Genomic DNA, 26,049 nt, shown 5'->3' on the forward strand with positions numbered 1-26,049 from the left:
GTCCATATGCACCTCACATCTCAGAGAGAGAAGTGCGTCACATTGATCCCAATCAACTCGTATCGTTCCTAGCGCAAATTGATGCGCAAGACCAAGGCACTGACAAAGGGCAAGATGGCGATCACCGCCAGTGAAATGCCCGCCAGCAAGGCCAAAGGCCCATTGACTGCCAATCCCTCGGTGCCACGCCGCGCAACCTCTGCGCCAAAGATCAGCGTTGGCACATATAACGGCAGCACCAAGAGCGATAGCAAAAGACCACCGCGTTTGATACCAACGGTCAAAGCTGCACCGAATGTGCCAATTACAGATAGGGCTGGTGTGCCCAACAGCAAGGAGGTGATCAGCCAGACATAGCCGCTTTCCGGCAGGCTGAGGAGAAGCCCCAAAATCGGAGCGGCCAACGTCAGCGGCAGGCCTGTTGTGAGCCAATGTGCCAGTGCTTTCACGGCACAGACTGCTTCTAAAGGTAGTGGAGATGTTGCGAGCAGATCAAGCGATCCGTCTTCCCAATCGAGGGCAAATATCCGGTCAAGCGACAGAAGGCAGGCCAGCAAAGCTCCAAGCCAGAGAACCCCCGCCGCGATTTTTGACAGGAGATCGTTTTCAGGCCCGACACCAAAAGGCACCAGGATGGCGACGATCAGAAAAAAGGCCAATCCTAGTCCAAATCCGCCACCGGAGCGGAAGGACAATTTGAGGTCTCTGAGCAGAAGCGCCTTCATAGGAACTCCTCATCAAAGGCTCCGAGAACCTGAGCAGGGTCTGCTTTGAACTCTCCGACATCCAAGGTCGGCGCATCCAAACCCAGATCGATATGCGTGGCGAGCAAAGCCATGCCACCTGTAGCCAGATGCGCTTTTACATTCTCTGCAAACTGCGCGACCGAGGCCTGATCAAGGGACACAGTAGGTTCATCCAGAACCCAGATCGGTCGCCCCGTCACAAGCAAACGCGCCAGACCCAGGCGGCGTTTTTGACCTGCTGACAAAGCATGCGCCGGGCGATCCGACAGCGCTTTGAGATCAAATCGCTCTAAGGCCTCTTCGATATTTGAGGTACCAAAGACATCCGCCCAGAACTGCAGGTTCTCTGTGACCGTCAGGCTTGCCTTCAAGCCATCAGAATGCGCGGCATAGGCGATGGCGTCATCATCGCAGCGAACCTCGCCTTCAACGGCGGGCTGCAATCCAGCAATCGTACGCAGCAGGGTGGTTTTGCCTGAACCATTTGGCCCGCGCAAAATCAGCGCCTCGCCTGCAGAGATCGAAAAACTGACCCCGGCCAGCAAAGGCACCCCGGCCCGCGCGACTGTTAAGTTTTTAACGGATAGGCTCAAGGCTCAGGCACTCACCGGTAGGATGGCGGCAGCCACGCGGCGGCCTTCGGAAACCAGAACATTGTAGGTCCGGCAAGCGCTGTCTGTCTTCATGACTTCCACGCCGATGCCCGCCTCTTCTAAGGCCCTGCGAAAGTCGGCTGGTGCGTGACGCAGATCCGATCCGGTGCCGAGCAGTATGAAATCAAGCTTATCGGACAGCGCGAGGATTGCCTCGGTGTCGTCCGTCCCGGTCCAATGGCTCGCCCCTTCGGCGTGTACTATCGTAGGTGCCGCGATCACCTCGCCTGCAACGCGGACAAAATCCGGGCCGTAGCTTTCGATGGGCTGGGCATCAGCGTATTGGATCTCGGTCAGTATCATGGGGCATCCTTCGTCCCAACCACGGTTAATCCCAGATCGGCAGGCCAGTCGCAACCGCCAGCGCAATCACCAGATAAGCCATTGTTCGATACGTCTTTTCGTATTTCGGGTCAAACATCCCCTGCCCGACACGAGCCGTCAGGAAATATGGCACCGCCAAAAACAGACCCAGAGCAACCATCTGCCATGTGATTAGCCCGCCAATGGTCATATTGGCCACGATCACCACGTCCAACATGGCGAGAAATAAGATGGTGTTGGCCCGCACGATCTCTGCCCGAGAGCCGTTGGCGAGATAAAACAGAATGACCGCTGGCCCTGTCAGCCCGGTCATGCCGCCAATCGCCCCCCCGGCTGCCCCAATGCCCAACAGGCGTTTCATATCGATGCGCCCGCGATAGCGCCATCCCAGCACTAGAGCAGACAACATGGCAAAGGCGATGACTGCCGCGGTCCAGCGGATTGCGTCCTGCGGCAGCTGTGTCATGACCCAAAGGCCAAGTGGGACAGTTAGGATGGCAGCGCCGCCAAGGATCGAGACGTCTTTGACTTCAGCCACCTTCAGGGCGCGTGGCAGCAAGGCGGCGGAGCCTCCAAAGCCCACAAGCATCGTGATCGCAATCACATCAGCTGCTGGCAGAAAGATATTGGCAACCGGGACAAAGATCAGCGCGGTGCCAAAACCGGTAAAGCCGCGGACAATGCCCGCGACTGAAATGGTCAAGACCAGCCAAACCAGCCCTGGCGTGGCCAGGACCGATGTTAGGATGTCAGGCGTCAACGTTGGCGAATTGGTTTCCTGAATTATTGTCAGGCTTAGACCAATCCCGCTTTACGCCCAGTTTCAGCAGCGCCGTCGACGCAACAAAGACAGAGCTATAAGTACCCACAATAACCCCCCAAATCATGGCAAAGACAAAACCACGAATAACATCTCCGCCCAGAACGAATAGGGCCAGAAGCGCGAGCAATGTGGTGACAGATGTCATCACGGTCCGGCTGAGGGTTTCATTGATCGAGAGGTTCAGAACCTCTTGCAGGTCCCGCTTTTTATAGCGGCGCAGGTTTTCGCGCACACGGTCAAATACAACAACGGTGTCGTTCAGCGAGTAGCCCACGATGGTCAGAAGTGCTGCGATAATGGCTAGATCAAATTTGATTTGCAGAACCGAGAAAATGCCAATGGTCAGAATGACATCATGTACCAGAGCGGCAACCGCACCGACAGCAAATTGCCACTCAAAACGCAACCAGATGTAAATCAGAACCGCGCCAATCGCCAAAAGAACAGCAATCACCGCTGTCTGGATCAGCTCTCCCGAAACTTTAGGGCCAACGGATTCAACCGAAACAAAGGTGATGTCGGGTGCAACCTGCAGCAAAGCCGCATTCACGCTGTCCACAACATCCACAGTGACGGATTCCTGCCCTTCCTGCGCCTGAATGCGGATCATGGTGACGTTCTGATCTTCTTCAAAGGTCGGATCAAACACTTCGGTGATCGATACATCCCCCAGACCAAGTGGCGCAATCGCGTCGCGATAGTCACCAACAACAACCGTCTGCGCGCTTTCAGTACGGATGGTTGTACCGCCCCGGAAATCGATGCCAAAGTTCAGGCCCTGGATCAGGAAAAAGGCAATGGATGCCACGATCAGAATCGATGAAAATCCGATAGAAATCTTAGTCTTACCGAAGAAATCCCAAGCGGTTTCTTTAGGAACAAGTCTCAGGCGCATCTTTACACCTCCAAGGTTTTCGGACGGCGGCGTTCATACCAGATCACAACCATCAAACGGGTGACAAAGATCGCAGTGAAGACGGATGTCATGATGCCTGCGCCCAGCGTGATCGCAAAGCCGCGCACCGGACCAGAGCCCATCGCAAAAAGGATCACAGCGGTGATGAAAGTGGTGATATTGGCGTCGATAATCGCACTCAGCGCCTTTTCATAACCAAGATCAATCGCCCGTGCGACGCCCTTTTTGGATTTCAGCTCTTCTTTGATGCGTTCAAAAACCAGCACGTTGGCATCAACCGCCATACCAATGGTTAAGACGATCCCTGCGATACCCGGCAGGGTCAGCGTCGCGCCGATCAGCGAGAGCAATCCAAAGATCAGGCCAACGTTGATGATCAACGCGATATTGGCAAAAACACCAAATGTGCCATAGCTGAGGAACATGAAAATAAGCACCGCGCCGAAGGCAACAAGACATGCGATGCGGCCTGCTTCGATGCTGTCTTGACCCAGTTCTGGGCCGATGGTGCGTTCTTCGAGGAATTCCAAACCTGCTGGCAACGCACCTGCACGCAAGAGAACCGCAAGATTAGTGCTTTCTTCCACAGAGAAATTGCCGGTGATGATACCTGAACCGCCCGGAATATGGCTTTGAATGACCGGTGCGCTGATGACTTCGCTGTCTAAGACGATAGCGAAAGGAGAACCAATGTTATCCGCTGTGTAGTCGCCAAAGGCGCGCGCGCCTGATGGGTTAAAGCGGAAGGACACGGCTGGGCGGCCGTTTTGGTCAAAGCTTGGTTGTGCGTCCACCAGTTCTTCGCCACTCACCACGTGAGCGCTTTCAAGGATGTAATAGACGCCCTCTTCATCAAGCGACGGGACAACTTCGTTGCCAGCGCCAGCTGGGGCGTTTGCATCAGATGCGCGCCCAACCACTGGGTTAAACGTCAATTGCGCAGTTGTGCCGATGATCGCTTTCAATTCGCTTGCAGAACCGATGCCCGGAACCTGAATCAGGATACGATCTGCGCCCTGGCGTTGAATGGTTGGCTCACGTGTACCTACTTCGTCGATCCGGCGACGAATGATCTCAAGCGATTGCTGAACGGTACGCTCATCCGTTGCCAGCTTTTCAGCCTCAGACAGAGTGACAACAATAGTGTCATCTTCAGCAGAGACTACCAGATCGGTCGAGCCTGCTCCAGTCAAAGACACAACCGGCTGCGCAAGGCTGCGCACGATGGTCACGGCTTGCTGGATCGCCTCTGGTTTCGAGATTTTTACCCGCAGTTCTGTTGGATCAGATGGCTGAAGGCGAATGGTGCCGACAGTCGCGCGTTCTTCCCGCAGCAAATTGCGCACATCTGGCCACAGCGATTTGATACGGGTTTCGTAAACGTCTTCGACTTGAACTTCGGCCAGCAGATGCGCACCACCGCGCAAATCAAGGCCAAGGTTTACAAGCGAAGATGGCAAAACAGACGGCCACATCGCCGCCTGCTCTTCCAGACCATTGCCTGAGAAACCCGCTTCGATTGAAGCCGTTGCATCATTGTATGCCTCAACGCGTGGGTAAAACGCGTTGGGCAATGCGAGAAGCAGACCCAGGGCGCAGACGCTCCAGATCAGAACCCGTTTCCAGAGGGCGATTTGCAGCATATTGCGCCTGCCTTGCTAAAAGTTATTTGGATTCAACTGGTTCGGTCTTGGAAACGACCTGTGCCAGAGTGGACTGCACAACGCGAACTTTCACGCCTTCAGCCAGCTCAACTTCCAGCTCGTTGTTGTCTTTGACCTTAACCACTTTGCCGATGATGCCGCCTTGAGTGACAACTTCGTCACCGCGACGCACTGCTGCCACCATGGCCTGATGATCTTTGACCTTCTTCTGCTGAGGACGGATCAGGAGGAAATACATGATCGCGAAAATCAGAATAAGTGGGATAAACTGGCCGAAAGCTTCCATAAGGTTTTGTCCTTGTCTGTGCGCGCGTGAGTGCCGCGAAATTTGCAGGGAACCTATGTGTCCCTGCCCCCAGATGCAAGACAGTAAAACTTGGGATTGTTGGGCGTTAACAGGTTGATTGGCAGCAGAACGTCGCGCACTGATCATGCGACGATTTTTGCGCCCTTCGATCCGTGAGTGAGAATGGCCTTCAATTCTTCAAGCGCCATGGGTTTGTGGAAGAAAAATCCCTGCGCATATTGGCACCCGATCGCCCGCAGAAGGTCAACATCCTCTTGTGTCTCAAGCCCCTCAGCAATCACATCCACATCAAGCTCTCGCCCCAACCCAACCAGCAGCCGCACGATGCTGCGCGAAATCGCATTCCCCACCGCATCGCCAGCAAAGGCCCGATCTATTTTCAAGGCTGTCAGCGGCAGTGCCTTCAAATAACCAAGGTTCGAATAGCCTGTCCCGAAGTCATCAATGGAAATCCCGCAACCGAGTTTGCGCATATGGTCCAAATTGCGGCTAGCCTGTTCTGAATCCGGAACCAAGGCTGTTTCCGTCACCTCCAGCTTTACCTGACTTGGATCAAGCAGATTGATATCCAAAACGTGCTCGAGAAAGTCGACGAACCCTGAACGATCCACATCCTGCCCCGACACATTGATCGACGCAAAGAGTGGCATCTGCGCGAGCTCGGAAAGCTCACTTAAAGCGCTGGCTGCCTCCCAAAGCGCAAACTCTGTCAGCTTGCCAATCGACCCCATGGATTCCGCGACAGATATAAATCGATCCGGCGGCACCAACCCGTGGTCTGGATGTTGCCAGCGCATCAAGGCCTCAAATCCGCCAATTGTCCCATCATTTAAGTGCACAATGGGCTGATAGTTCATAAAAAACTGCCCGGACTTCAGCCCTTTCCCGATGTCGAGCTCAAACTTGAACTGCTCAATCAGCTCATCAGCATCCCGCAGAGTGCTCGGCGCGACGGGAGTTTTCGTTGCATCCAAGGCATTTGGTTGATTGATGCGGGATACAAAATCGATGGTGGTTTCTACGCAAGACCGCAGGATCGGGTCCAACTCATTGTATTTCTGCAAGATATCCTCAGCAGATATCCGATAAAGCCGCGTATCCATCAGAGCCTCAACCGTAACCGCTCGCGGATTGCCGGTGAGAATCGATGTCTCCCCCAAAATGCTACCGGCCTTGCGGCGCTCACGATCAATACGCCGCCCGTCGACGTGGTCAAACAGCAGAATTTCACCGGATTCGACAACATATGCCGAGTCATTGGGATCCCCCTGCCGATAGAGGATTTCCCCCTTTTTCAAATTCACTTCGACTACAGACAAAGCCATTCAGCAACCCAAACCTACGCCACTTGGTCTGACTAATCAAAAGCTCCTAACCAGCTGTGAAACTTCCGATTTGGCGCCGCATTATCTTCGAACAATTTGAGACGCATTACGCCGGTTCCTTCGAATAAACATGAAAGCAACCATTTTGACCGATCACGCCAGAGCCGCTTACGGAGCTTCAAAAAATGCGTCATAAGCGATGCACGATATGAATCACTTTTGAAGGACATGATCCCATGCATGACATCCGTGCGATCCGCGAAAATCCGGCAGCCTTTGATGCCGCCCTCTCCCGCCGTGGAGACGCGCCGATGTCATCTGAGCTTTTGGCGGTAGATGCAGAGCGCCGCGCCAAGATCACGGCGGCCGAACAGGCACAGGCGGATCAGAAGAAGGCGGCGAAAGAAGTTGGCGCGGCGAAAGCAAGCGGCAATGAGGCGGAATTTGAACGCCTGCGGGCACTGGTTGGCGATAAGAAAAACGAAGTCGCTGCCATGCAGAACGAAGCAAAAGAGCTTGATGCAAAGCTCACAGATATGCTCGCCCGCATCGCCAATGCGCCAGCGGATGACGTGCCAGATGGGGCTGATGAAGATGATAATGTTGAAGTCAGCAAATGGGGCGCACCTGCCAAGTTCACCTTTGATCCGAAAGAACACTATGAGATCGGCGGCGTTGCTGCATCGATGAACTTTGACACGGCGGCCAAAATCTCTGGCGCGCGCTTTGTCTATCTGAAGGGCGCCGTGGCGCGCATTCACCGTGCCTTGGCTCAGTTCATGATCAATACACACGTGGATGAGAACGGCCTGACCGAGATCAACACACCGGTTCTGGTGCGTGATGAAGCGATGTATGGCACTGATAAGTTGCCGAAATTCGCAGAAGACAGCTATCAGACCACTAATGGCTGGTGGTTGATTTCAACCTCTGAAATCCCTCTGACCTACTCTGTGGCGGGCGACGTACTGGACGCGCGTGATCTACCGATCCGTATGACAGCGCATTCGCTTTGCTTCCGTTCTGAGGCCGGTTCTGCCGGGCGTGATACTGCGGGGATGCTGCGTCAGCACCAGTTTGAGAAGGTCGAGATGGTGTCGATCACCCATCCAGATGAGTCTGACGCAGAACAGAAGCGCATGCTGAAATGCGCAGAAGGCATTTTGGAAGCGCTCGGTATTCCTTACCGCACTGTTGTGTTGTGCACCGGTGACATGGGCTTTGGCGCGCGCCGAACCTTCGACATCGAAGCATGGTTGCCGGGGCAAAACACCTATCGTGAGATCAGCTCCGTTTCGACAACCGGTGACTTCCAAGCCCGTCGTATGAACGCGCGCTTCAAGCCCGCAGACGGCGGCAAGCCAGAGTACGTGCACACGCTGAACGGTTCCGGCCTGGCTGTGGGCCGCTGCCTGATTGCTGTGCTTGAGAATGGGCAGCAAGAAGATGGCTCTGTCAAATTGCCAGACGTATTGGCCCCATATCTTGGCGGCAAAACGCTTCTGTCTGCGGACGGCGTACTGATCTAATAAAAAGGCCCGGCACTGACCGGGCCTTTTCTTTTGAGGTCTCAGTTAAGCGGCAGCAAAAGTCACCATTTTTTCCGCGTCTTCATCCCAAAGCTTCCAGCCAAAACAGGCCACAGCTTCGCGGATCGAAATTTTCCGTGAATGCAGAAGCCCAGCATCTTCCAATCGCGCGTGGCAGTTCTGTAGATTGTAGTTTGGGATCATCGGATTGAGATGGTGCAAGTCGTGAAACCCGATATTTGCGGTCAACCAGTGATAAACCCGCCCAAAATCCAATACTGCCGAGCTTTCTGTCGCGGCAATTTGTGAGGTCAGCTCTGGTCTGCGCCCCCAATGTACATCTTCGAAATTATGCTCAACATAGGGAATGATCGCCCCGAAAGAGACGCCAATCCAGACTGATAAGAGTAGAACACAAAGACCGGTCACCCCTGCCCAATAATAGATCAGACCATAGAAACCAAAGAACAGGAAATTGTGGATCAGCACGTCTTTCATAAAACCGCCCTTCAAGGTGTTTTTGGGAAAGCGGTGAAAGATCGCATAGACCAGAAACGGGCCGACTATGATCAGGGTAATTGGGCTGCGATAGAGGCGGTAGCACAGCCTCCTCCAAACAGGCAGCCCACGATACTCTTTGACCGTCAACACATTGATTTCAAAGGTATCTCGATGATCGAGATCCCCAACATGGCTATGATGAAGATTGTGGTTATAGCGGCCCACTGCAAAGGGTGTCAGTGTAAAGGGCGAGAGCAGTACACCAACCAGATCGTTAAGCCATCTTGGGGTGAGAAAACATCGATGCATGCAATCGTGCTGCAGCATATAAAGCCGAACCGCGGTTACTCCGCAGGCTGCCGCAGTCGGCAGTAGAATGAACCAGTGCTGTGCCTGTGTAATCGCCAGCCATAAAAATCCGAGATAGGCTGCTAATGTGCCGGCAAGCTGTTGAATTGATTTGTAACTATTCGGTACTCGATACTCCGCAATAATAGAGTGAAGCGTCATGGTGTCCCCCGAAAATAAAGGCGCAGCTCTATTCTCGGAGGATTTTTCTTATCTGAAAGTTGCCCAAACCTGACTTGACAGGCGGCAAAACAACTCTCCCATGGGGCGAGTCACCCTAAAAATGAGATTATTTTGGGAGCAGCTCAGCGTCCATTGCAGCTTTCAATTCATCCTCAGAAAGCTCACCGCTTTCATCGGTATCAAGCGCTACAAATTGTTCCTCAGACAGTTCTGAATAGACGGCTTGCATTTCAGCGAGGCTGAAGCTGCCGTTGCCATCGGTGTCTTCTATGAGCACGTCTGCAATTGCAGTGCTAGCCAAACCCATCGCGGTCAGTGCGGCAAAAAGAACGATTTTTTTCATTTCTAAATCTCCTGATTTTCAAACGGGGCATCCCCGTGAGCTCAGGCATGACGGGTCTGATTTGAGGCCTCAACAGACCAAATCGCCTGCGCGATTTTCCGGCACAGCAGCGCCAAGTGCTTGCGGAAATTAGCCCAAAATCGCAGCCAGATTTGGCCGATGGGCCCTGGTAAAACCTGCCGATGGCAAAGCTTCGCCCAAAGATCGGCAAAACAAGACGCATGCCAACTCATTGGGCCAAAAAAGAAAAAACCCGCCGATGTTGGCGGGTTTTTCGAAGTTTTATTTTTCGCGGATCGCGCGGGGTTTGAGGTGCTTTTTCAAAGCGCCCGCGTTTTTCTTGCGGCTGCCTTTGTAGGGGTTCTTATCTCCCTGCCCGCGCATCGTCAGGCGGATCGGTGTGCCCGGCATGTCAAAGTCTTCGCGCAGCCCGTTCACCAGATAGCGGTTATAACTCTCTGGGATCTTATCGGGATGGGAACACATAACGACAAATCCTGGCGGACGGCTTTTGGCCTGCGTCATGTAGCGTAGCTTGATGCGTTTGCCTTGTGGCGCGGGCGGCGGGTGCTGTTCTAGCATACCTGTCAGCCAGCGGTTCAGCTGAGCGGTTGGCACGCGGCGGTTCCAGACATCATAGGCGCGCATGATGGCGTCGTGCAGACGCTCCATGCCACGACCAGTTTTGGCCGAGACCGTAATCAGCGGCGCGCCACGCAGCTGTGGTAGCAGTCGACCGAAGGCCTCTTTCAGGTTCTTCAGCTTTTCCTGCTTTTCGTCTTCGATGTCCCATTTGTTCACGGCAACAATTACCGCCCGCCCCTCGCGTTCCGCAAGGTCAGCGATGCGCAGGTCTTGTTGCTCAAACGGGATCGCAGCATCCAGCAGCACGATGACGACTTCAGCGAATTTCACAGCGCGCAGACCGTCAGAGACAGAAAGCTTCTCAAGCTTTTCCTGCACCTTGGCCTTTTTGCGCATCCCGGCGGTATCAAAGATGCGCATCGGAACGCCGTTCCAATCCACGCGGGAGGAAATCGCATCGCGGGTAATGCCAGCCTCAGGACCAGTCAGCATTTTATCTTCGCCGAGAATCTGATTGATCAGCGTGGACTTACCAGCGTTCGGGCGGCCAATAATCGCAATCTGCAACGGCTTTTCGCGAGTTGGCATAGGGACGGCTTCTTCATCCTCACCGTCCTCGTCTAAAGTCACGTCAATCAATGGGGTGTTATCTTCTTCGATCTTGGAGAACTTCTCCTCGAACGGCAGAAGCTGAACGAAGAGATCGTTCAATCCTTCACCGTGTTCCGCAGAAAGGCGAATTGGCTCACCAAGTCCCAAGGAATAGGCTTCGATCACACCAGCATCCGCTGCTGCGCCTTCGCCTTTGTTGGCGGCCAAAATCACATGGGCAGAGCGTTTGCGTAGGATTTCCGCGAAGATCAGGTCGGTTGGGGTCACACCTGCACGCGCGTCGATCATGAAAAGACAAACGTCCGCCATATCAACAGCGCGTTCGGTCAGACGACGCATACGCCCTTGCAGGGAGTCATCTGTCGCATCTTCCAGACCGGCCGTATCAATCACGGTGAATTTCAGATCGCCAAGCTTCGCCTCGCCCTCGCGCAGATCGCGCGTGACGCCGGGCTGGTCGTCGACCAGCGCGAGCTTTTTGCCCACAAGACGGTTAAATAGCGTGGATTTGCCCACGTTTGGGCGCCCCACAATGGCGAGTGTGAAACTCATAAGTCTCTCCAGAGAATCCGAAGATGCCGCATTACAGCAATTTTAAATCAACGGAAAGCGAGCAATTCGCCTTTTTTGTTGACCACATAAAGCGTGTTGCCAGCAACCACAGGGTTTGAAGACGCGCCATGTGGCAACTCAACAGAGCGGTGCAACTCGCCAGACGTTGGATCAAACGCATTCAATGTGCCATCAGATGACGCCACCCAAAGCCAGCCGCCTGCGATCACAGGACCATAGTGGCCATAGCGACGCACTTGGCGTTTTGGTTTTGGTTTGATGAAATCAGGCAGGCGTTTCGCCCAGATGGTCTCACCTGTTCCTGCTTCCAAACGCACAAGCTGGTTTTGCTCATTCACAAGGAAGATCGAGTCCCCAGCAGGCCAAACCGGACCAAGAGAGCCTTCTTCCACGGTCCATTTGCGTTCACCAGTGTCGACATCAAGTGCCACAAGACGACCGGAGTGGTTTCCCACGTAGATGGTTTTACCGGAAACAACAGGATCACCGGAGATGTCACCAACAGTCGACAGCGCACGACCTACGCGGCCACCTTGCACGCCGGCATCCCAGAAGCGCAGACCACCTTTGCGGAAGGCGGCTTGGACTTCACCAGAGCCGAAACCAAAGACCACAAATTTATCTGTCACGGCCGGTGCAGAGGGCACCTGCAGGTTATTCACATCAGGGGTCGAAGACAGTTGCCACTCGATACGACCCGTGTCGGCATCAAGTGCCCAAGCGAGATCATCACCTGAAATCACATAGACCAGCCCGCCAAATACTGTTGGTGCGCCGCTGCCGGTCGCGCCCAAGCGCTGCTCCCAAAGCACCTCGCCAGAGGCCGGATCAAGCGCCAGTAGACGCCCAAAGCCGTTGGTCACAAAAAGCTTGCCCTCGGCAAGAGCCAGACCACCACCGGAAGCATCGTTGGATTTGTCCCCGGCCGGGGTCATGTCCAAAGACCAAAGGCGCGCACCAGCAGTGCTGGTCGCAACCAATGTCGCGGCGCTGTCGATGGTAAAGATGCGCCCATCAGCAATCACAGGATCGGTCGAAATTCGTTGACGACGGCCTTCGCCCTCGCCGATATCAGCCGACCAAGCAAGATTAGGCGCGGTTGCCAATGCCGGATGCGCTGTGCGGAATTTCTGCGTGCCGTGACGGTGTGTCCAGGCGCTGTTGCTGGATTGAGCAGCCAAACGAATGGCACGGGTCTCAGACGGTAATTCAAGCTGTGGTATTTCGCCACGCAGCTCTTCTCGTTCGCCCTGTAAAATGACCTCGCGATCAGCACAGGCGCTCAATAGAGCTGCCACCGCTGCCGCGATAATCCAATTCCGTTGTGCCACTGCCCTGCCCTCCGGTTGTTCTTTTACTGCGCTGCTGGCAGTGAAGGCAGAGTTTCTGGCTCTCCACCCAGCGCCACAATCAACTGAGATGCGCGCTGACGCAAGCCCGCCGTTGCCTCGGCATCAAGAATGATGGCCTGCAAACGCTCAATCGCGGCTTCTGCATTGCCCGCTTCGACATCCAGAAGAGCAATTTGCTCAGATGCAATCAAAGACAGAGAACCACCCGGCTGAGCCAGAGCTTCCAGTCGAGAGCGACGTTCATCCAAGGCGAGGCTGTCGCCTGCCAGCATCAGCGCCTTCAGCTCTGCAATATCCTTGTAGATTTGTGAGGTTTCAGGTGCCGTATTGAGGAAGGCATCAAGCGTTGCTGCTGCTTTTGCATTGTCGCCAGCCGTAACCTGTTCAGAACTCAGCAGGAACTGACGGATGACTTCTGCTTCGGAAACTTCAAGCGTCGCACCCTCTAGGGCTGAAACGCGTGCTTCACTCTCGTTTTCATTCAACGCATTCAGAAGTGCATCGCCGGTCGCCTGAGCTGCAGATGATATCTGCGCCTTGCGGTATTCATTGTAGCTTGCGCCACCCACAATCAACACAACTGCGGTGACAGCAATCCAGCCATATTTGCGGAAATAGCCATAGAGTTGATCACGGCGGACCTCTTCGGAGACCTCATCAATAAAACTGTCGGTATCGCTCACAGCAGTATCCTCAATAATTTCCGACACTCTTAACGCGTCGATTTAACACTGCCAAGTCAAAGCCACGATCCGGGCGAAAGCTTGCAGAAAGGCAACGTTGAAACTAAACTAAACCGGACGGTTCAGAAATTTGCGGCTGCCCTATTGCAATTTCGGCTCAACTTTCTACCTCCAAACACAAACGCGTGAACATTAAGGCTACTCAACAATGAGACTTGTCCCGATCATCATTGCCGTAATTGTAGCGGCATTTATGTATTTCTTCGTTATCGAGCGCGACTCGCTTCTGGCATTTGCCGCTTCAGAGGACGCAGCTGCTGACGCGACGGTTGTAGAAGTGCCTGAAGAAGCCGCTCCGGCATCAGATGTTGTCCGTGTTGTGGCCGTTCACTCGACCGCCCGTGTGATTGACAGTGCAGTTGTTGTGCGCGGTGAAACCGAAGCAGAGCGTCAACTGGACGTATTGGCAGAAACATCCGGTTTGGTAACCTCTCAACCACTTCGCAAAGGCGCCTTTGTAGAACAAGACCAGATCATCTGCCAAATCGATCCGGGCACTCGCCCAGCCACTCTTGCAGAAGCGCAGGCGCGTTTGATCGAAGCGAATGCTGGTGTTCCAACTGCAATGGCCCGCGTTGATGAGGCCAAAGCGCGTTTAGAAGAAGCCAAGATCAACGACAATGCGGCGTCTAAACTGTCACAAGACGGCTTCGCCTCTGAAACACGCGTTGCCTCCACACAGGCGGCTGTACGCGCAGCTGAGGCAGCCCTTTCCGCTGCAGTCTCCGGTCTGGACAGCGCTCAGGCAGGCATTCAAGCCGCTGAGGCTCGTGTGGCGAGCGCACAGAAAGAAATTGATCGCCTGACCGTCCGTGCTCCTTTCGCGGGCCTTTTGGAATCCGATGCAGCGGAATTCGGCAGCCTCCTGCAGGCGCAGGGTCCAAATGGCGCGCATTGCGCGACCATCATTAAGCTTGATCCAATCAAACTTGTTGGCTTTGTGCCAGAGACCGAAGTCAATCGTGTTGAACTCGGTGCCCTAGGTGGCGCGCGTCTGGCAAGCGGCGAGCAAGTCCGCGGCACAGTGACCTTCATCTCGCGCGCGGCGGATCCAAACACCCGCACGTTCCGCGTCGAATTGGAAGTGCCAAACAAAGATCTGAAAATCCGCGACGGTCAGACCGCTGAAATCATTATCGCAGCAGAAGGCAAAGCCGCACACCTGCTGCCTCAGTCCGCGCTGACCTTGAACGACGAAGGCGCATTGGGCGTTCGCGTTGTCACCAAAGACAGCGAGGCTGATTTCGTGCCCGTATCTGTTCTGCGCGACACAACAGACGGCATCTGGCTTGATGGTCTGCCTGAAAAGGCCGACGTCATCATCATCGGGCAAGAATACGTGATTGCTGGCGTCCCAGTTGAGGCATCCTATCAGGAGACCAATGAATGATCGGTGTTGTTGATTGGGCCGCGTCTCGCGCGCGGATGGTCATAGCGTTTATCGCATTGTCCCTGCTTGCTGGGGGCTTTGCCTACTGGAACCTTCCCAAAGAAGGTGAGCCAGACATCGAGATCCCAGCGATCTTCGTCTCCGTTCCATTTGCAGGCATTTCCGCAGCGGACTCTGAAACGCTGCTCGTGAAACCCATGGAAACCGAGCTCGCCGATCTGGACGGGCTGAAAAAAATGTCCTCCACCGCTGCCGAAGGTTATGCCGGGGTCGCACTGGAGTTTGAATTCGGCTGGGACAAAACAGCCGTTATGGCAGATGTTCGCGACGCGATGAGTAAGGCGGAAAGTCAATTCCCCGAAGGCGCGGACACTTACACTGTCAACGAGATCAACTTCTCTGAATTCCCGATCATCATCATCAACCTGACCGGTCAAGTGCCAGAACGCACCATGGCGCGTGTTGCCGATGATCTGCAGGACAAGCTTGAATCGCTTGATGCAGTCCTGGAAGCGGGCATCGCAGGCAAGCGCGATGAGATGCTAGAAGTCCTGATCGATCCTCTGCGTCTTGAAAGCTACAATGTCACAGCAGGCGAGCTGATCAACGTTGTTCGCAACAACAACCAGCTGATCGCTGCGGGTGAGATTGAATCCTCCACCGGTAGTTTTGCCGTTAAAATCCCATCGAGCTTTGATGAAGCTCAGGATGTCTTTTCTCTGCCCGTTAAAACCAATGGTGACCGCGTGGTCACCCTCGGTGATCTGGCAGATATCAAGCTGACCTTTGAAGACCGCGAAGGCACCGCGCGTTTTAATGGTGTTAACACCGTCGCGCTCCAGGTTGTGAAACGCAAAGGGTTCAACTTGATCGATACCGCGGAATTGATCAAAACAACGGTGGATGAAGCTGCGGCGGAATGGCCGCACGAGCTGAAAGCCTCTGTCGAATACGGAACATCAAATGACCAGAGTCGCATCGTCGGCTCCATGGTTGGTCAGCTTGAAGGCTCCGTTCTCACCGCGATTGCGCTGGTGATGATTGTGGTTCTCGCAGCGCTTGGCACCCGTGCCGCACTGCTCGTTGGCTTTGCGATCCCAACATCCTTCCTGCTTTGTTTTGTACTTCTAGCAGTCATGGACATCACGATCTCAAACATCGTTATGTTCGGTCTGATCCTCGCCGTGGGCATGCTGGTGGATGGCGCAATTGTTGTGGTGGAATACGCCGACAAACGTATCTCTCAGGGCGTTGGCCCGATGCACGCCTATGTTGAAGCGGCAAAACGCATGTTCTGGCCGATTGTGTCCTCTACAGCGACCACACTCTGTGCCTTCCTGCCGATGCTGTTCTGGCCGGGTGTTCCGGGGCAATTCATGGGGATGCTGCCTGTAACCCTGATCTTCGTTCTGTCCGCCTCTCTGATTGTGGCCCTGATCTACCTGCCTGTCATGGGCGGTGTTTCCGGTCGCCTGAGCCGCTTCTTCCACACCTCCTCTGTGGCGCTGCGCAAGAAGCTGCCCTGGCTTGTACGCCTTGCACTGGTCCCCCCATCCCTGCTGGTGATTTTTGCAGGCGCGATGCAAATCCTGAACCCAAGCTACCTGATGGGTGCCGCGGGCGCGGATGGCGGATTGCCTCCATTCCTCTTTGGCTTTGTCGTCTTCATTCTGGGTGCCTTTTCAGCTTCCATCACCGTTGACGCGGTGATGCTCGAGCGGCGCGAACGCCGCGTGAAAGCAGGCCGTGGCCTGTCGCCATTTGGCTGGTTCATCAAACTGATCGCGGGCAACCCTATTATGCCTCTGGTCTCCATCGCGGCCGTCGTAGGCTTCGTGATGACCGTCTTCACCTACTTCGGTGAAAACAACAAAGGCGTCGAGTTCTTCGTTGAATCTGAGCCGGAACTGGCGCTGGTTTACGTGCTGGCAAAGGGCAACCTGTCGCTTGAACAGAAAGACGAGCTGGTCAAACAGGCTGAAGAAATCGTTCTCGCCCACCCCGGAATCAAGACCGCTTTCGGTTTCGCAGGTCAGGGTGGACTGGACAATAACACCGGCGGCGCACAGCCTCCACGTGACACGATTGGTCAGATCCAGATGGAAACCATTCCATGGGAAGATCGTCCGGATGCCTCTGAACCTTGGTTCAGAATCCCGCTGCTGAACATCACCGTTAACCGCGCTATCAAAGCCGCAGACTTCGACGGTGACCTCATCATCGAGGAACTAACTGAGCAGCTGAAGCAGATCCCCGGTGCAAAGATCGAAATCCTTGCCGCTGACCGCGGTCCGGCCTCAGCCAAACCTGTGCACTTCCGTGTGAAAGGTGACAATTGGGAAGACCTTCTGACCTCCGTTGAAACCGTTCGGGCTGAATTTGAAAACACACCGGGCCTGACCCTGATTGAGGACACCATGCCACTGCCGGGCATCGACTGGCAGATCGACGTGGATGTAGAGAAAGCGGGTCGTTACGGCGCTGATGTGGCGACTGTTGGTGCCATGGTGCAGCTGGTCACACGCGGTATTCTGCTTGATACCTACACCCCTGCTGGCAACGACGAGGAAATCGAAATCCGCGTTCGCCTGCCAGAACAGGACCGAGTGCTTTCAACGCTGGATACACTGAAAGTGCGTACACCTGACGGGTTGGTTCCACTTTCAAACTTTATCACCCGCAAGCCTGTTCCAAAACTTGCGCAGATCGACCGCGTTGATCAGACTCGTATCTTTGATGTCAAAGCGGGGGTTCAAGCTGGCATGATCTCGGTTTCTAACGAAGAAACTGGGGAATTTGAGCTGATCGAAGCAGATGTCTGGAACGGCGATGACGGCACCAAAGCATCTTTTGAAGATCGTGGTTTCACCGGCGTACCGCTGACCCCTGCAGTTCAGATTGAGAAGCTGACCAAATGGGCTGAAGAAACCAACCCCTTCCCTGCTGGGATCGAATGGGAATGGACCGGTGACCAGGAAGATGAAGCTGAATCCCAAGCCTTCTTAGGCAACGCATTCCTGGGTGCTCTGGGCCTGATGTTCATCATCCTGCTTGCGCAGTTCAACAGCTTCTACAACTCCGTACTGGTTCTTCTGGCGGTGGTCCTTTCCACCACGGGTGTTCTGATCGGTATGTTGGTGATGAACCAAGCCTTCTCAATCATCATGACCGGCACGGGCATCGTGGCGCTGGCTGGGATCGTCGTGAACAACAACATCGTTCTCATCGACACCTATCAGGAATACAGCCGTTTCATGCCGCGCATCGAAGCGATCGTGCGCACAGCGCAAGACCGTATTCGCCCAGTGCTTCTGACAACCATCACGACAATGGCTGGTCTTGCGCCAATGATGTTTGGCCTGAGCCTTAACTTCATTGAAGGTGGCTATTCCATCGACAGTCCAACGGCGCTGTGGTGGAAACAATTGGCAACGGCAGTGGTCTTCGGACTTGGCATTGCAACCGTGTTGACGCTGGTCTTCACCCCGTCCATGTTGGCGCTGCGTGTGTGGTTCACCACATACGTCAGCTGGTTCTTCCGCCTTGTCGCTCGGTTGACGCGAGGTCGGGGTAGCAAAGCTGCTCAGGATTGGGCATTGCGCCGGTCTGCCAAACGAATCAAATCACCTGAAATCCTGTGGGACGATGAACCACAGAGGGTGAAACCTGTTGAAACACCTGCCGCGGCAGTGAGGGCCGCCGAGTAGTTAAGAGACGAAAATGACAAGTGAAGAAATCCTGCGCAGCTTTATGCAGGACTATCACAGAGTGCTGAATGCACGGGATTTCGGGGGGCTCGTTGAGTTCCTCGATTTTCCTTTTGAGATAGCCGCTCTGGGGACAAAACTGAAACTGCAAAACGCAGCGGACATCGTCGAAGCCTTTACAGTCGCCGATAAGGTACACGCAGAGCGCGGTGTGCATCGCGTCCGCCGAGAAGTGGCCTTCGCCCATGTCGCTGATTTGCGCGAGGCCATTGTTGGCACGCATGAGACGGCAATTGATGCAAGAGGCCATGAAATCGTGAGCTGGCGCTCCAGCTATTTGCTGGAGCGTAAGAACGGCGTCTGGCGGCTCACCAAGGTGAACGCCACCAATCACGATGAAGCCTGGGAAAAACTCGGAGAAGCATCCCTTCACGCGGCCTCGGAATCCTCGCTCTGCTGACGATGCCATAGCTGGGCGTAGCGACCGTCCCGTTCCAGCAGGTCGGTGTGGGTGCCCTCTTCCACGATCTCGCCCTTCTCCAAGACGACAATGCGGTCGGCTTCGGCAATGGTCGAGAGGCGGTGTGCAATGGTAATCACGGTTCGACCATGACCCGCATGCGCAAGCGCCTCCTTGATGGATTGCTCAGTCTCTGTGTCCAAAGCTGATGTGGCTTCATCCAGCAGTAAGAGTGGTGGATCCTTCAGCAAAGTCCGGGCAATTCCGACCCGCTGTTTTTCACCCCCCGAAAGCTTGAGACCACGTTCACCAACAGCCGTGTCAAAGCCTTCAGGCAATGAGACGATAAAATCGTAAATTTGTGCGGCCTTCGCGGCTGCAATGATCTCATCCTCGGTGGCATTGTCGCGACCGTAGGCGATATTGTAGCGAATGGTGTCGTTAAAGAGCACCGTATCCTGCGGCACGACACCGATGGCATCGTGCAAACTTTGCTGTGTGACATCGCGTACGTCCTGCCCATCAATCTTAAGGGCACCAGCCTGAACATCGTAGAAACGGAACAAAAGCCGTCCGATGGTAGACTTACCGGAACCTGACGCGCCAACAATGGCGACGTTCTGCCCTGCTCCAACCGTCAGGGAAACGCCTTTTAAAATCGGGCGTTCTTCGTCGTAGCCAAAAGCCACATTTTCAAGCTCAATCTCGCCCCCGTTGACTTTCAAGTCTTTGGCATCAGGCAGGTCGGAAATCTCGGCAGGTTGACCCAGAAGATCAAACATCTCGCCCATGTCCACAAGGCTCTGGCGGATTTCGCGGTAAACTGTACCCAGGAAGTTCAGAGGCAGGGTGATCTGTATCATATAGGCATTCACCATCACGAACTCGCCCACAGTTAACGTGCCATTCTCAACCCCGACAGCGGCCATAACCATAACGGCCACCAAGCCTGACGTGATGATGAGGCTCTGTCCAACGTTAAGACCGGCAAGCGAATAGGCTGTTTTTAACGCCGCCGCCTCATAGCCGCGCATGGAGGAGTCGTAGCGAGAGGCCTCCCGTTGCTCCGCACCAAAGTATTTCACAGTTTCAAAGTTCAGCAGGCTGTCGATGGCCTTTTGGTTGGCATCGGTATCCTGATCATTCATGATCCGGCGCAGTTTCACGCGCCATTCGGTGACCTTAAATGTGAACCACACATAAGCCGCGATGGTCACAACGATCACCGCCAGATACCAGGCATCCAACTGCCAGTATAGGATTGCCGCAATCAGCAGCAATTCCAAGATCAGCGGCCCGATGGAAAACAGCATAAAGCGTAAGAGGAATTCGACACCCTTCACACCGCGTTCGATGATCCGGCTCAGTCCACCTGTTTTGCGTGTGATGTGGTAGCGCATCGAGAGACGATGGATATGCTCAAAGGTCTCAAGCGCCAGACTACGCAGCGCGCGCTGCCCGACCTTGGCAAAAATCGCATCGCGCAGGTTTTGAAACCCAATGGTCATGAAACGCGCGAGACCGTAGGCGATGGTCAGCCCCACAGCACCTAGAATGAAGACAGAGACACCATCCTCGGCCAATGCGTCCACAGACAGGCGATACAGCTGAGGAGTGTACACAGCGATGACCTTGCTGATCACAAGAGCCGCCATTGCAAAGACCACGCGCTTTTTGATGTCGCTTTGACCTTCTGGCCAAAGATACGGGGCGACTTTGCGCAAGACATCCCAGCCACTGCGGTTTTTGTGTCGTTCCAACTCTTCCGGGGAGGCTGTTCGCCACTGCTGCATCGCTGGCTCCAAATCGCTTGCATTCCGAGCAACAAACCTAGGCATCAACAAAGCGAATGACCAGCGGATAGAGGCCTATAAACTGTGCTTTGGAACGAAATTTGCACTGATGTCATCTGATGAAACCAAAAGAGAGGGCCAAGGCCCCCTCTTCGGTGTTCTTAAGTGATCAATCCTATTCTGGAACAGTGAAGACCTGCCCGGGATAAATGAGGTCTGGATTGCGAATCCGGTCACGGTTTGCATTGAAGACCTTCACGTATTGAATGCCATCCCCGTAATTGTCTTTGGCAATCGCCCAGAGCGTATTGCCTGGCTGCACAGTCACCTGGACAACACGGCGTTTTTCAATCTGAGCCGCGGCGGCCTCCAACTCCGCTGGGGCTTCACGTTTGAAAGGGGATTCAACGCGCGAGACAACTTTGCCCTCTGCATCCACCTGATCAGCGCGCAGTGTATAAACTCCTGCTGGTACCTCTGTAAGTTCCACCGACCAGCTGCTGTCTTCCGCGATTCCGGTTTCCGCACGTGGCGCGTTGTTGAGATAGATCCGTACAAATCCACCACCAGGAGCTTGGCCCGCAACCTGCACGTCGCCTTCTTCTGAATAAGTAATGGCATCCACAGAAATGATCTTACGTACATCAGCACTTTGATCACCCGGTGCTTGGATGACCTTTGCACCCTCTTTGCTAGCGATGATCACCGCCGGGGCTTGTGGGTGCGCGTCTTCCTGAACCTCGGTGCTAGCGGTCTCGGCTTCCTCAACAGCTACAGCTTCGGTTTCGACAGCATCGTTTGTCGCAACTTCCGCTGTTTCAGTAACAGGAGTTGTTTCGCTTTCAGAGGCACCTGTATCAGTGGCCTCTGCTACCTTAACTTCTGCGGCATCCTCTTCGGTCGTGACGACGTTGTTGGTTTCGCTGACAACGTCCTCAGCCGCTTCTGTCGCATCTTCGGTGACGGCTTCTGCAACCTCAGCTACGGTGTCTTCTTTCGTCTCCTCAAGCGGAGCCTGAGCAACCGGCGCGACAATCACGGTCTGTTCTGAAACGACTTCTTTACCATCCACATCCTGGACAAGGCTTAGGACCTGCGGCTCGTCGCTTGGCTCAATGGTCACAAAGCCAGCAAATCCACCATCGGCTCCGGCTGACGTCGTGGCGACTTCCTCGCCATCAAGCAGAATGCGCACATCTCCACCTGCTTCATCTGCGGAGCCCGCGATGACAGCACTGCCGTCTTTTTCTACGCGCACGACATCAAAGCTTGGCGTGGTTTCCTCTGTTTCGGAGGAAACCACCTCATCAGTTGCTTCAACAACCACTTGTGCTTCTTCCTCGGCGATAGCGGTTGTTTCTTCAACACCCTCCTCTGCCGCAGTTTGCTCCGCTGGAGCTTCAGCTTCGATCTCGGCCGTCACAGCTGGTTCAGCTGCAGTCTCCTTTTCGGTCAGAGCATCGCTTTCAGTGGTTTCTTTATCTTCAGGCGCTGGTGCAACTGTTGGCTCTTCTACCTGAACCACGGGTGTTACTGGTGCTTCAGGCGCTTCATTTTCAAAATAGCCCCCCATAAAAAGACCAGCGACAGCGACAGCAACTGCGACGCCTCCGATGACCAGTGTATTTCCCGACAAAAACGCGGTGATTTTGCTCATGGCTGCCCCTTCCCCAGATTTTGGCAGTCGTCTTGGTTGAGCGACCCTAGCAACTTGGGTAACCATGGTCAAAACAGCTTTGATTTATCAGGAGATTTCCATGGCAACCGCGTCCATTTGTGTATTTTGCGGCTCTCGCGCGGGAGTTGATCCGGCTTATGAACAAGCGGCTTTGGAGCTTGGCAAGGCAATTGCTGATCAAAACTGGCGCTTGGTCTATGGCGCAGGAGATATTGGACTAATGGGCGCAACCGCACGTGCTACGCAAGATGCAGGTGGTGATACCTTCGGGGTGATTCCCACTCATTTGCTAAAACACGAGGTTGGGAAAACCGATCTCACGAGCTTCATCGTGACCGAAAATATGCACGAGCGTAAGAAGGTCATGTTTATGAATTGCGATGCGGTGGTTGTGCTCCCCGGTGGGGCAGGCTCTCTGGATGAGTTCTTTGAGGTGCTCACATGGCGACAGCTTGGCCTGCACGACAAGCCCATCGTTCTGCTGAACATCAATGGCTATTGGGATCCGCTTGTGGCTTTGATTGATCACGTCATCGATCAGGGGTTTGCCGATGCAAGCTTGAAGAACTTTATCACTGTGGAAGATGATACGAAGAGCACGGTTAAAACGCTCAAGGCGGCGTTCTAACGACTTCTCGAAGCTAATTCAAAGAAGTCATTGTCTCCATCAAGCGATTTTCTGGGCTGTTTTCAAACATCGTTCCGACGGTTCGAAATACCGTCAGGCGATCTAAAAGCTCCGCATTCGACGATACACCAACCTTTTCGTAAATCATCTGAATTTGATTGCGCACGGTTTTAGGTGACCGTCCGGAGGTCTCAGCAATCGCGGTCACACTCTGTCCGATCAAAAGCTCCTTACAGACCTGAGTTTCACGCACACTGAGATCAAAGACGTCTTCAAGCAAAGCGGTGTTCACCGCGTCATGCACAGATTGACCTACAAAGATTGCAAACATCTGCTCATCATCCAGCAAATGCCGATCTATGGCACTGGCATCCCGCATGGATGGTCGAAACGGCGAAATCGCGAGCAGTAAAGGAGTTTCGTCTGTATCCACCCGCAGTCCACTTTGCACCAAGTCACGGCTGGTTTGAGATATCTTGTGATAAAGATCACCTGTGTCATACGAGTTTGACAGTCTCAACGATCCGTCTCGCGCCAATTGAAACGGGTCACCACGGCTTAAAACCTGACGGCCCGCCTTGTTGCCAAAAAGGTACTTACCTTTCGCGTCAGTGACGAGCATCGGAAGGATAATACCGTCAAAAAAACCGCTAAAAGCCTCGGTCGCACGTTTCGCTAAAGCCAGGGCTCGCGCCAATTGGCTGGCACGCACGGCATGCGGTGCCAGAAGCTTAAGCACCTCAAATAGTGGATCGAGCAGTTCTTTCTCAAGATCAGGGTCCGCGGGGAGTGGGAAGCCAAGAAAGGCGCCCCGCTCCCCGTTGTGATCAACTTTCAAATGCAGCGAGTTTCGATATCCTGATGGCTTAAGGAAATCAGTATAACAGCGCGCCTGGAGCAACTGGGACTTTGGAAAATAGAGTTTTGTATTCACCACAAACCCATTCGGAGTTCGTTTGACCGCTTCAGAAATTGTTTCTCCAACATCGTTCTTCATGTTGAACTGAAACGGTGATGGAAAAATTGGGTTCTGCCCTGCACTAACATACTCAGGCAACATCGTGTCACCATCATATCCCCAAGCCAAGGCTCCTATGCCAGGGAACATCTTGCTCAGTGTTCTCAAGAGCGTTTTCCACTGCACCTCTTCGAACGCGGAATCGTAAACGATACCGATGAGCTCTGAAAGTTCTTCAGGAGTAAAAGACAGTCTTTTCATGTTCCCATTCTACACGAAACACAGCGGCACTCATGGGTAATATTACCCAATGCCATTTGGGTAAGCTTGCTCATGTGCCAACCGGTCAGGTCTCCCATACTCACGATCAGCAGCTCAATCAGGAGATTATGATGATCGCACAAGCTCTCAAATCCACTGCTCGACACGATCAAGGAGCGCCTACTAAACTGAGGCCCACACAAAAATTCACGGCTGGCCTCGGTACCGTCGCCGACGGATTTAGATCCTGGATCAAGCAGAAACTGCAGTTGCCGACAATCTTGCCGGGGAATTGGTACCTTTAATTAACACGCACAACGTTCAATCACCGTGATGCCTGTAAAATTACGAATGAAAGCAAACAAAAAACGCCCTCTCAATCGAGAGGGCGTTTCTTACACTTGCACTGGTCTGAAATTTACAGACGGCCGGCTACGTTTTCCCAGTTTACCAGGTTGTCCAGGAAGTTGGACAGGTAAGCTGGACGCTTGTTGCGGAAATCGATGTAGTAGGAGTGTTCCCAGACGTCGCAACCCAGCAGAGCTGTTTGACCGAAGCACAGAGGGTTCACACCGTTTTCAGTTTTGGTCACTTTCAGACCACCGTCTGCGTCTTTCACCAGCCACGCCCAGCCAGAACCAAACTGACCTGCGCCTGCCGCGGAGAACTGGGATTTGAATTCATCTACGGAGCCGAAGGATTCAACGATCGCTTTTTCCAGCTCGCCAGGCATTGCGGTCTGGTTCGGGCCCATCATTTCCCAGAACTGGTTGTGGTTCCACAGTTGGGAGATGTTGTTGAAGATACCGTTTTGCGCAACCGCGTTCGCGTCGTAGGTGCCAACGATGATCTCTTCGAGGGTTTTACCTTCCCACTCGGTGCCAGCAATCGCTGCGTTGCCGTTTGTGACATAAGCGTTGTGGTGCAGGTCGTGGTGGTATTCCAGAGTCTCTGCGGACATGCCGTGTGCTGCAAGGGCGTCGTGGGCGTAAGGAAGATCAGGAAGTTCAAAAGCCATTTTGGCCTCCATTATAGTTCGTGCGGTCTCTCTGGGGACAGATGTGAGATTTTCACGCGAAAGGTCAAGGATAAAGCTGAGCATTTAGCTCAGCTTGCCCGAAATTCATTGAAACCAGCCGATTTCGAGCATTTGCAAGGCGCTTGGGCCGAGGCTTAGCGAAGCTTGCACTTTCCTTTGTTCGTGAACTTATTGCTGTACCCATGAGGCAACATTGAAATGGTGCCATCTAAAGATGCTTTCTGAACCGTTAACCGGAAATCCCCGTTAACATTCTGACCAGTGCTGCTTTTCAGCCGTCTCACGGTCCAAGACACCGTGTATCGTTTTTTGGTATCGGCACTGATTTTCGCAGGAAACCAGCCGTCCTGCTTGCTTCTGGTGATCCCATCCATGACGGCCGCGGTGCCTTTGTCGGCATCAAGCTCGACCAAAACAACCGGTGCAATCCAGCCTCTGTTTCCACCTTTGCTGAAATCGCATTGATAGGATTCAGCAAAAGCCGAGCTTCCCAACAGAGCCAATGCCGCGGCTAAAATGCTTTGTTTTTTCACAATAACTGTCCTTGAGTTAAACCAGATTTCTCACAAAAACTGCGATACCGCCTGTCGGGATATGCACAGAGAACT

23 protein-coding genes are annotated in these 26,049 nt (G+C 53.9%); 5 read left to right on the forward strand and 18 right to left on the reverse strand.

Annotated features, from left to right (window positions below; all coding sequences use genetic code 11):
• Positions 1-68 precede the first annotated feature (68 nt).
• The 8 genes from ccmB to M0D42_RS07550 all read right to left on the reverse strand — a co-directional run bounded on the left by ccmB (position 69) and on the right by M0D42_RS07550 (position 6,758).
• Positions 69-725, reverse strand: a complete 657-nt coding sequence (gene ccmB / locus M0D42_RS07515) for a heme exporter protein CcmB (RefSeq protein WP_265020970.1) — start codon at positions 723-725, stop codon at positions 69-71.
• Positions 722-1,339, reverse strand: a complete 618-nt coding sequence (gene ccmA, locus M0D42_RS07520) for a heme ABC exporter ATP-binding protein CcmA (RefSeq protein ID WP_265020971.1) — start codon at positions 1,337-1,339, stop codon at positions 722-724. The genes ccmB and ccmA overlap by 4 nt, the downstream gene beginning before the upstream one ends.
• 3 nt (positions 1,340-1,342) lie before the next feature.
• Positions 1,343-1,702: an Mth938-like domain-containing protein gene (locus M0D42_RS07525; RefSeq protein WP_265020972.1), complete on the reverse strand. Its 360-nt coding sequence runs from the start codon at positions 1,700-1,702 to the stop codon at positions 1,343-1,345.
• A gap of 25 nt (positions 1,703-1,727) precedes the next feature.
• The gene (locus M0D42_RS07530; RefSeq protein ID WP_265020973.1) at positions 1,728-2,483 is read right to left on the reverse strand and encodes a sulfite exporter TauE/SafE family protein; all 756 of its coding nucleotides are present in this window, start codon (positions 2,481-2,483) and stop codon (positions 1,728-1,730) included.
• On the reverse strand, positions 2,473-3,441 hold the full coding sequence (secF, locus tag M0D42_RS07535; protein ID WP_265020974.1) for a protein translocase subunit SecF: 969 nt from the start codon (positions 3,439-3,441) through the stop codon (positions 2,473-2,475). The genes M0D42_RS07530 and secF overlap by 11 nt, the downstream gene beginning before the upstream one ends.
• Before the next feature lie 2 nt (positions 3,442-3,443).
• Positions 3,444-5,105 (reverse strand): protein translocase subunit SecD, encoded by a 1,662-nt coding sequence (secD, locus tag M0D42_RS07540; protein ID WP_265020975.1) that lies wholly within the window; start codon positions 5,103-5,105, stop codon positions 3,444-3,446.
• Positions 5,106-5,127: 22 nt separating this feature from the next.
• The gene (yajC, locus tag M0D42_RS07545; RefSeq protein ID WP_265020976.1) at positions 5,128-5,412 is read right to left on the reverse strand and encodes a preprotein translocase subunit YajC; all 285 of its coding nucleotides are present in this window, start codon (positions 5,410-5,412) and stop codon (positions 5,128-5,130) included.
• A 143-nt stretch (positions 5,413-5,555) separates the two neighbouring features.
• Complete coding sequence (locus M0D42_RS07550; protein ID WP_265020977.1) at positions 5,556-6,758, reverse strand: EAL domain-containing protein; 1,203 nt, start codon at positions 6,756-6,758, stop codon at positions 5,556-5,558.
• Positions 6,759-6,994: 236 nt separating this feature from the next.
• On the opposite strand from M0D42_RS07550, the gene serS reads away from it, so the two are divergent.
• The gene (serS, locus tag M0D42_RS07555) at positions 6,995-8,287 is read left to right on the forward strand and encodes a serine--tRNA ligase (protein ID WP_265020978.1); all 1,293 of its coding nucleotides are present in this window, start codon (positions 6,995-6,997) and stop codon (positions 8,285-8,287) included.
• Positions 8,288-8,332: 45 nt separating this feature from the next.
• Here serS and M0D42_RS07560 read toward each other — a convergent pair whose 3' ends face one another.
• The 5 genes from M0D42_RS07560 to M0D42_RS07580 form a co-directional block, all read right to left on the reverse strand.
• Positions 8,333-9,298, reverse strand: a complete 966-nt coding sequence (locus tag M0D42_RS07560) for a fatty acid desaturase (RefSeq protein ID WP_265020979.1) — start codon at positions 9,296-9,298, stop codon at positions 8,333-8,335.
• 127 nt (positions 9,299-9,425) lie between these two features.
• On the reverse strand, positions 9,426-9,662 hold the full coding sequence (locus M0D42_RS07565; RefSeq protein ID WP_265020980.1) for an EF-hand domain-containing protein: 237 nt from the start codon (positions 9,660-9,662) through the stop codon (positions 9,426-9,428).
• Positions 9,663-9,944: 282 nt separating this feature from the next.
• Positions 9,945-11,411 carry a ribosome biogenesis GTPase Der gene (gene der, locus M0D42_RS07570; RefSeq protein ID WP_265020981.1) on the reverse strand — a complete coding sequence of 489 codons (1,467 nt, stop codon included), beginning with the start codon at positions 11,409-11,411 and terminating at the stop codon, positions 9,945-9,947.
• A 47-nt stretch (positions 11,412-11,458) separates the two neighbouring features.
• A complete protein-coding gene (locus M0D42_RS07575) occupies positions 11,459-12,763 on the reverse strand; it encodes a PQQ-like beta-propeller repeat protein (RefSeq protein ID WP_265020982.1) in 1,305 nt (434 codons plus the stop codon).
• Positions 12,764-12,786: 23 nt separating this feature from the next.
• Positions 12,787-13,467: a hypothetical protein gene (locus M0D42_RS07580; protein WP_265020983.1), complete on the reverse strand. Its 681-nt coding sequence runs from the start codon at positions 13,465-13,467 to the stop codon at positions 12,787-12,789.
• Positions 13,468-13,675: 208 nt separating this feature from the next.
• Here M0D42_RS07580 and M0D42_RS07585 point away from each other — a divergent pair, with 208 nt between their 5' ends.
• Genes M0D42_RS07585 through M0D42_RS07595 form a run of 3 tightly spaced genes read left to right on the forward strand, consistent with a single transcriptional unit; the run spans position 13,676 to position 19,084 of the window.
• Positions 13,676-14,917, forward strand: a complete 1,242-nt coding sequence (locus M0D42_RS07585; RefSeq protein WP_265020984.1) for an efflux RND transporter periplasmic adaptor subunit — start codon at positions 13,676-13,678, stop codon at positions 14,915-14,917.
• On the forward strand, positions 14,914-18,624 hold the full coding sequence (locus M0D42_RS07590) for an efflux RND transporter permease subunit (RefSeq protein WP_265020985.1): 3,711 nt from the start codon (positions 14,914-14,916) through the stop codon (positions 18,622-18,624). The genes M0D42_RS07585 and M0D42_RS07590 overlap by 4 nt, the downstream gene beginning before the upstream one ends.
• A gap of 13 nt (positions 18,625-18,637) precedes the next feature.
• Positions 18,638-19,084, forward strand: a complete 447-nt coding sequence (locus M0D42_RS07595; RefSeq protein WP_265020986.1) for a hypothetical protein — start codon at positions 18,638-18,640, stop codon at positions 19,082-19,084.
• Here the strand turns inward: M0D42_RS07595 and M0D42_RS07600 are convergent.
• Together M0D42_RS07600 and M0D42_RS07605 are read right to left on the reverse strand one after the other, a co-directional pair.
• Positions 19,054-20,877, reverse strand: coding sequence for an ABCB family ABC transporter ATP-binding protein/permease (locus tag M0D42_RS07600; RefSeq protein WP_265020987.1), 1,824 nt, complete (start codon positions 20,875-20,877; stop codon positions 19,054-19,056). The genes M0D42_RS07595 and M0D42_RS07600 overlap by 31 nt on opposite strands.
• Before the next feature lie 175 nt (positions 20,878-21,052).
• Positions 21,053-22,534 carry a LysM peptidoglycan-binding domain-containing protein gene (locus tag M0D42_RS07605; RefSeq protein ID WP_265020988.1) on the reverse strand — a complete coding sequence of 494 codons (1,482 nt, stop codon included), beginning with the start codon at positions 22,532-22,534 and terminating at the stop codon, positions 21,053-21,055.
• 100 nt (positions 22,535-22,634) lie between these two features.
• On the opposite strand from M0D42_RS07605, the gene M0D42_RS07610 reads away from it, so the two are divergent.
• Positions 22,635-23,183, forward strand: coding sequence for a TIGR00730 family Rossman fold protein (locus M0D42_RS07610; protein ID WP_265020989.1), 549 nt, complete (start codon positions 22,635-22,637; stop codon positions 23,181-23,183).
• Between the two features lie 13 nt (positions 23,184-23,196).
• Here the strand turns inward: M0D42_RS07610 and M0D42_RS07615 are convergent, their stop codons facing one another.
• From M0D42_RS07615 to M0D42_RS07625, 3 genes are all read right to left on the reverse strand, one after another.
• Entirely contained in the window at positions 23,197-24,402 is a 1,206-nt protein-coding gene (locus M0D42_RS07615) for a helix-turn-helix transcriptional regulator (protein WP_265020990.1), read from the reverse strand.
• Positions 24,403-24,820: 418 nt separating this feature from the next.
• A complete protein-coding gene (locus M0D42_RS07620; protein ID WP_265020991.1) occupies positions 24,821-25,420 on the reverse strand; it encodes a superoxide dismutase in 600 nt (199 codons plus the stop codon).
• A 155-nt stretch (positions 25,421-25,575) separates the two neighbouring features.
• Complete coding sequence (locus M0D42_RS07625; RefSeq protein WP_265020992.1) at positions 25,576-25,974, reverse strand: hypothetical protein; 399 nt, start codon at positions 25,972-25,974, stop codon at positions 25,576-25,578.
• Between the last annotated feature and the right edge of the window lie 75 nt (positions 25,975-26,049).

Source organism: Cognatishimia activa, assembly GCF_026016445.1.
Classification (GTDB): Bacteria; Pseudomonadota; Alphaproteobacteria; order Rhodobacterales; family Rhodobacteraceae; genus Cognatishimia; species Cognatishimia activa_B.

Coding starts and splice junctions, on each gene's coding strand:
- M0D42_RS07610 (WP_265020989.1), top strand. CDS start 22,635: ATGGCAACCGCGTCCATTTGTGTATTTTGCGGCTCTCGCGCGGGAGTT.
- M0D42_RS07550 (WP_265020977.1), bottom strand. CDS start 6,758: ATGGCTTTGTCTGTAGTCGAAGTGAATTTGAAAAAGGGGGAAATCCTC.
- M0D42_RS07560 (WP_265020979.1), bottom strand. CDS start 9,298: ATGACGCTTCACTCTATTATTGCGGAGTATCGAGTACCGAATAGTTAC.
- der (WP_265020981.1), bottom strand. CDS start 11,411: ATGAGTTTCACACTCGCCATTGTGGGGCGCCCAAACGTGGGCAAATCC.
- M0D42_RS07615 (WP_265020990.1), bottom strand. CDS start 24,402: ATGAAAAGACTGTCTTTTACTCCTGAAGAACTTTCAGAGCTCATCGGT.
- M0D42_RS07620 (WP_265020991.1), bottom strand. CDS start 25,420: ATGGCTTTTGAACTTCCTGATCTTCCTTACGCCCACGACGCCCTTGCA.
- M0D42_RS07605 (WP_265020988.1), bottom strand. CDS start 22,534: ATGAGCAAAATCACCGCGTTTTTGTCGGGAAATACACTGGTCATCGGA.
- ccmB (WP_265020970.1), bottom strand. CDS start 725: ATGAAGGCGCTTCTGCTCAGAGACCTCAAATTGTCCTTCCGCTCCGGT.
- M0D42_RS07590 (WP_265020985.1), top strand. CDS start 14,914: ATGATCGGTGTTGTTGATTGGGCCGCGTCTCGCGCGCGGATGGTCATA.
- M0D42_RS07585 (WP_265020984.1), top strand. CDS start 13,676: ATGAGACTTGTCCCGATCATCATTGCCGTAATTGTAGCGGCATTTATG.
- yajC (WP_265020976.1), bottom strand. CDS start 5,412: ATGGAAGCTTTCGGCCAGTTTATCCCACTTATTCTGATTTTCGCGATC.
- serS (WP_265020978.1), top strand. CDS start 6,995: ATGCATGACATCCGTGCGATCCGCGAAAATCCGGCAGCCTTTGATGCC.
- M0D42_RS07600 (WP_265020987.1), bottom strand. CDS start 20,877: ATGCAGCAGTGGCGAACAGCCTCCCCGGAAGAGTTGGAACGACACAAA.
- M0D42_RS07525 (WP_265020972.1), bottom strand. CDS start 1,702: ATGATACTGACCGAGATCCAATACGCTGATGCCCAGCCCATCGAAAGC.
- M0D42_RS07595 (WP_265020986.1), top strand. CDS start 18,638: ATGACAAGTGAAGAAATCCTGCGCAGCTTTATGCAGGACTATCACAGA.
- M0D42_RS07565 (WP_265020980.1), bottom strand. CDS start 9,662: ATGAAAAAAATCGTTCTTTTTGCCGCACTGACCGCGATGGGTTTGGCT.
- secD (WP_265020975.1), bottom strand. CDS start 5,105: ATGCTGCAAATCGCCCTCTGGAAACGGGTTCTGATCTGGAGCGTCTGC.
- secF (WP_265020974.1), bottom strand. CDS start 3,441: ATGCGCCTGAGACTTGTTCCTAAAGAAACCGCTTGGGATTTCTTCGGT.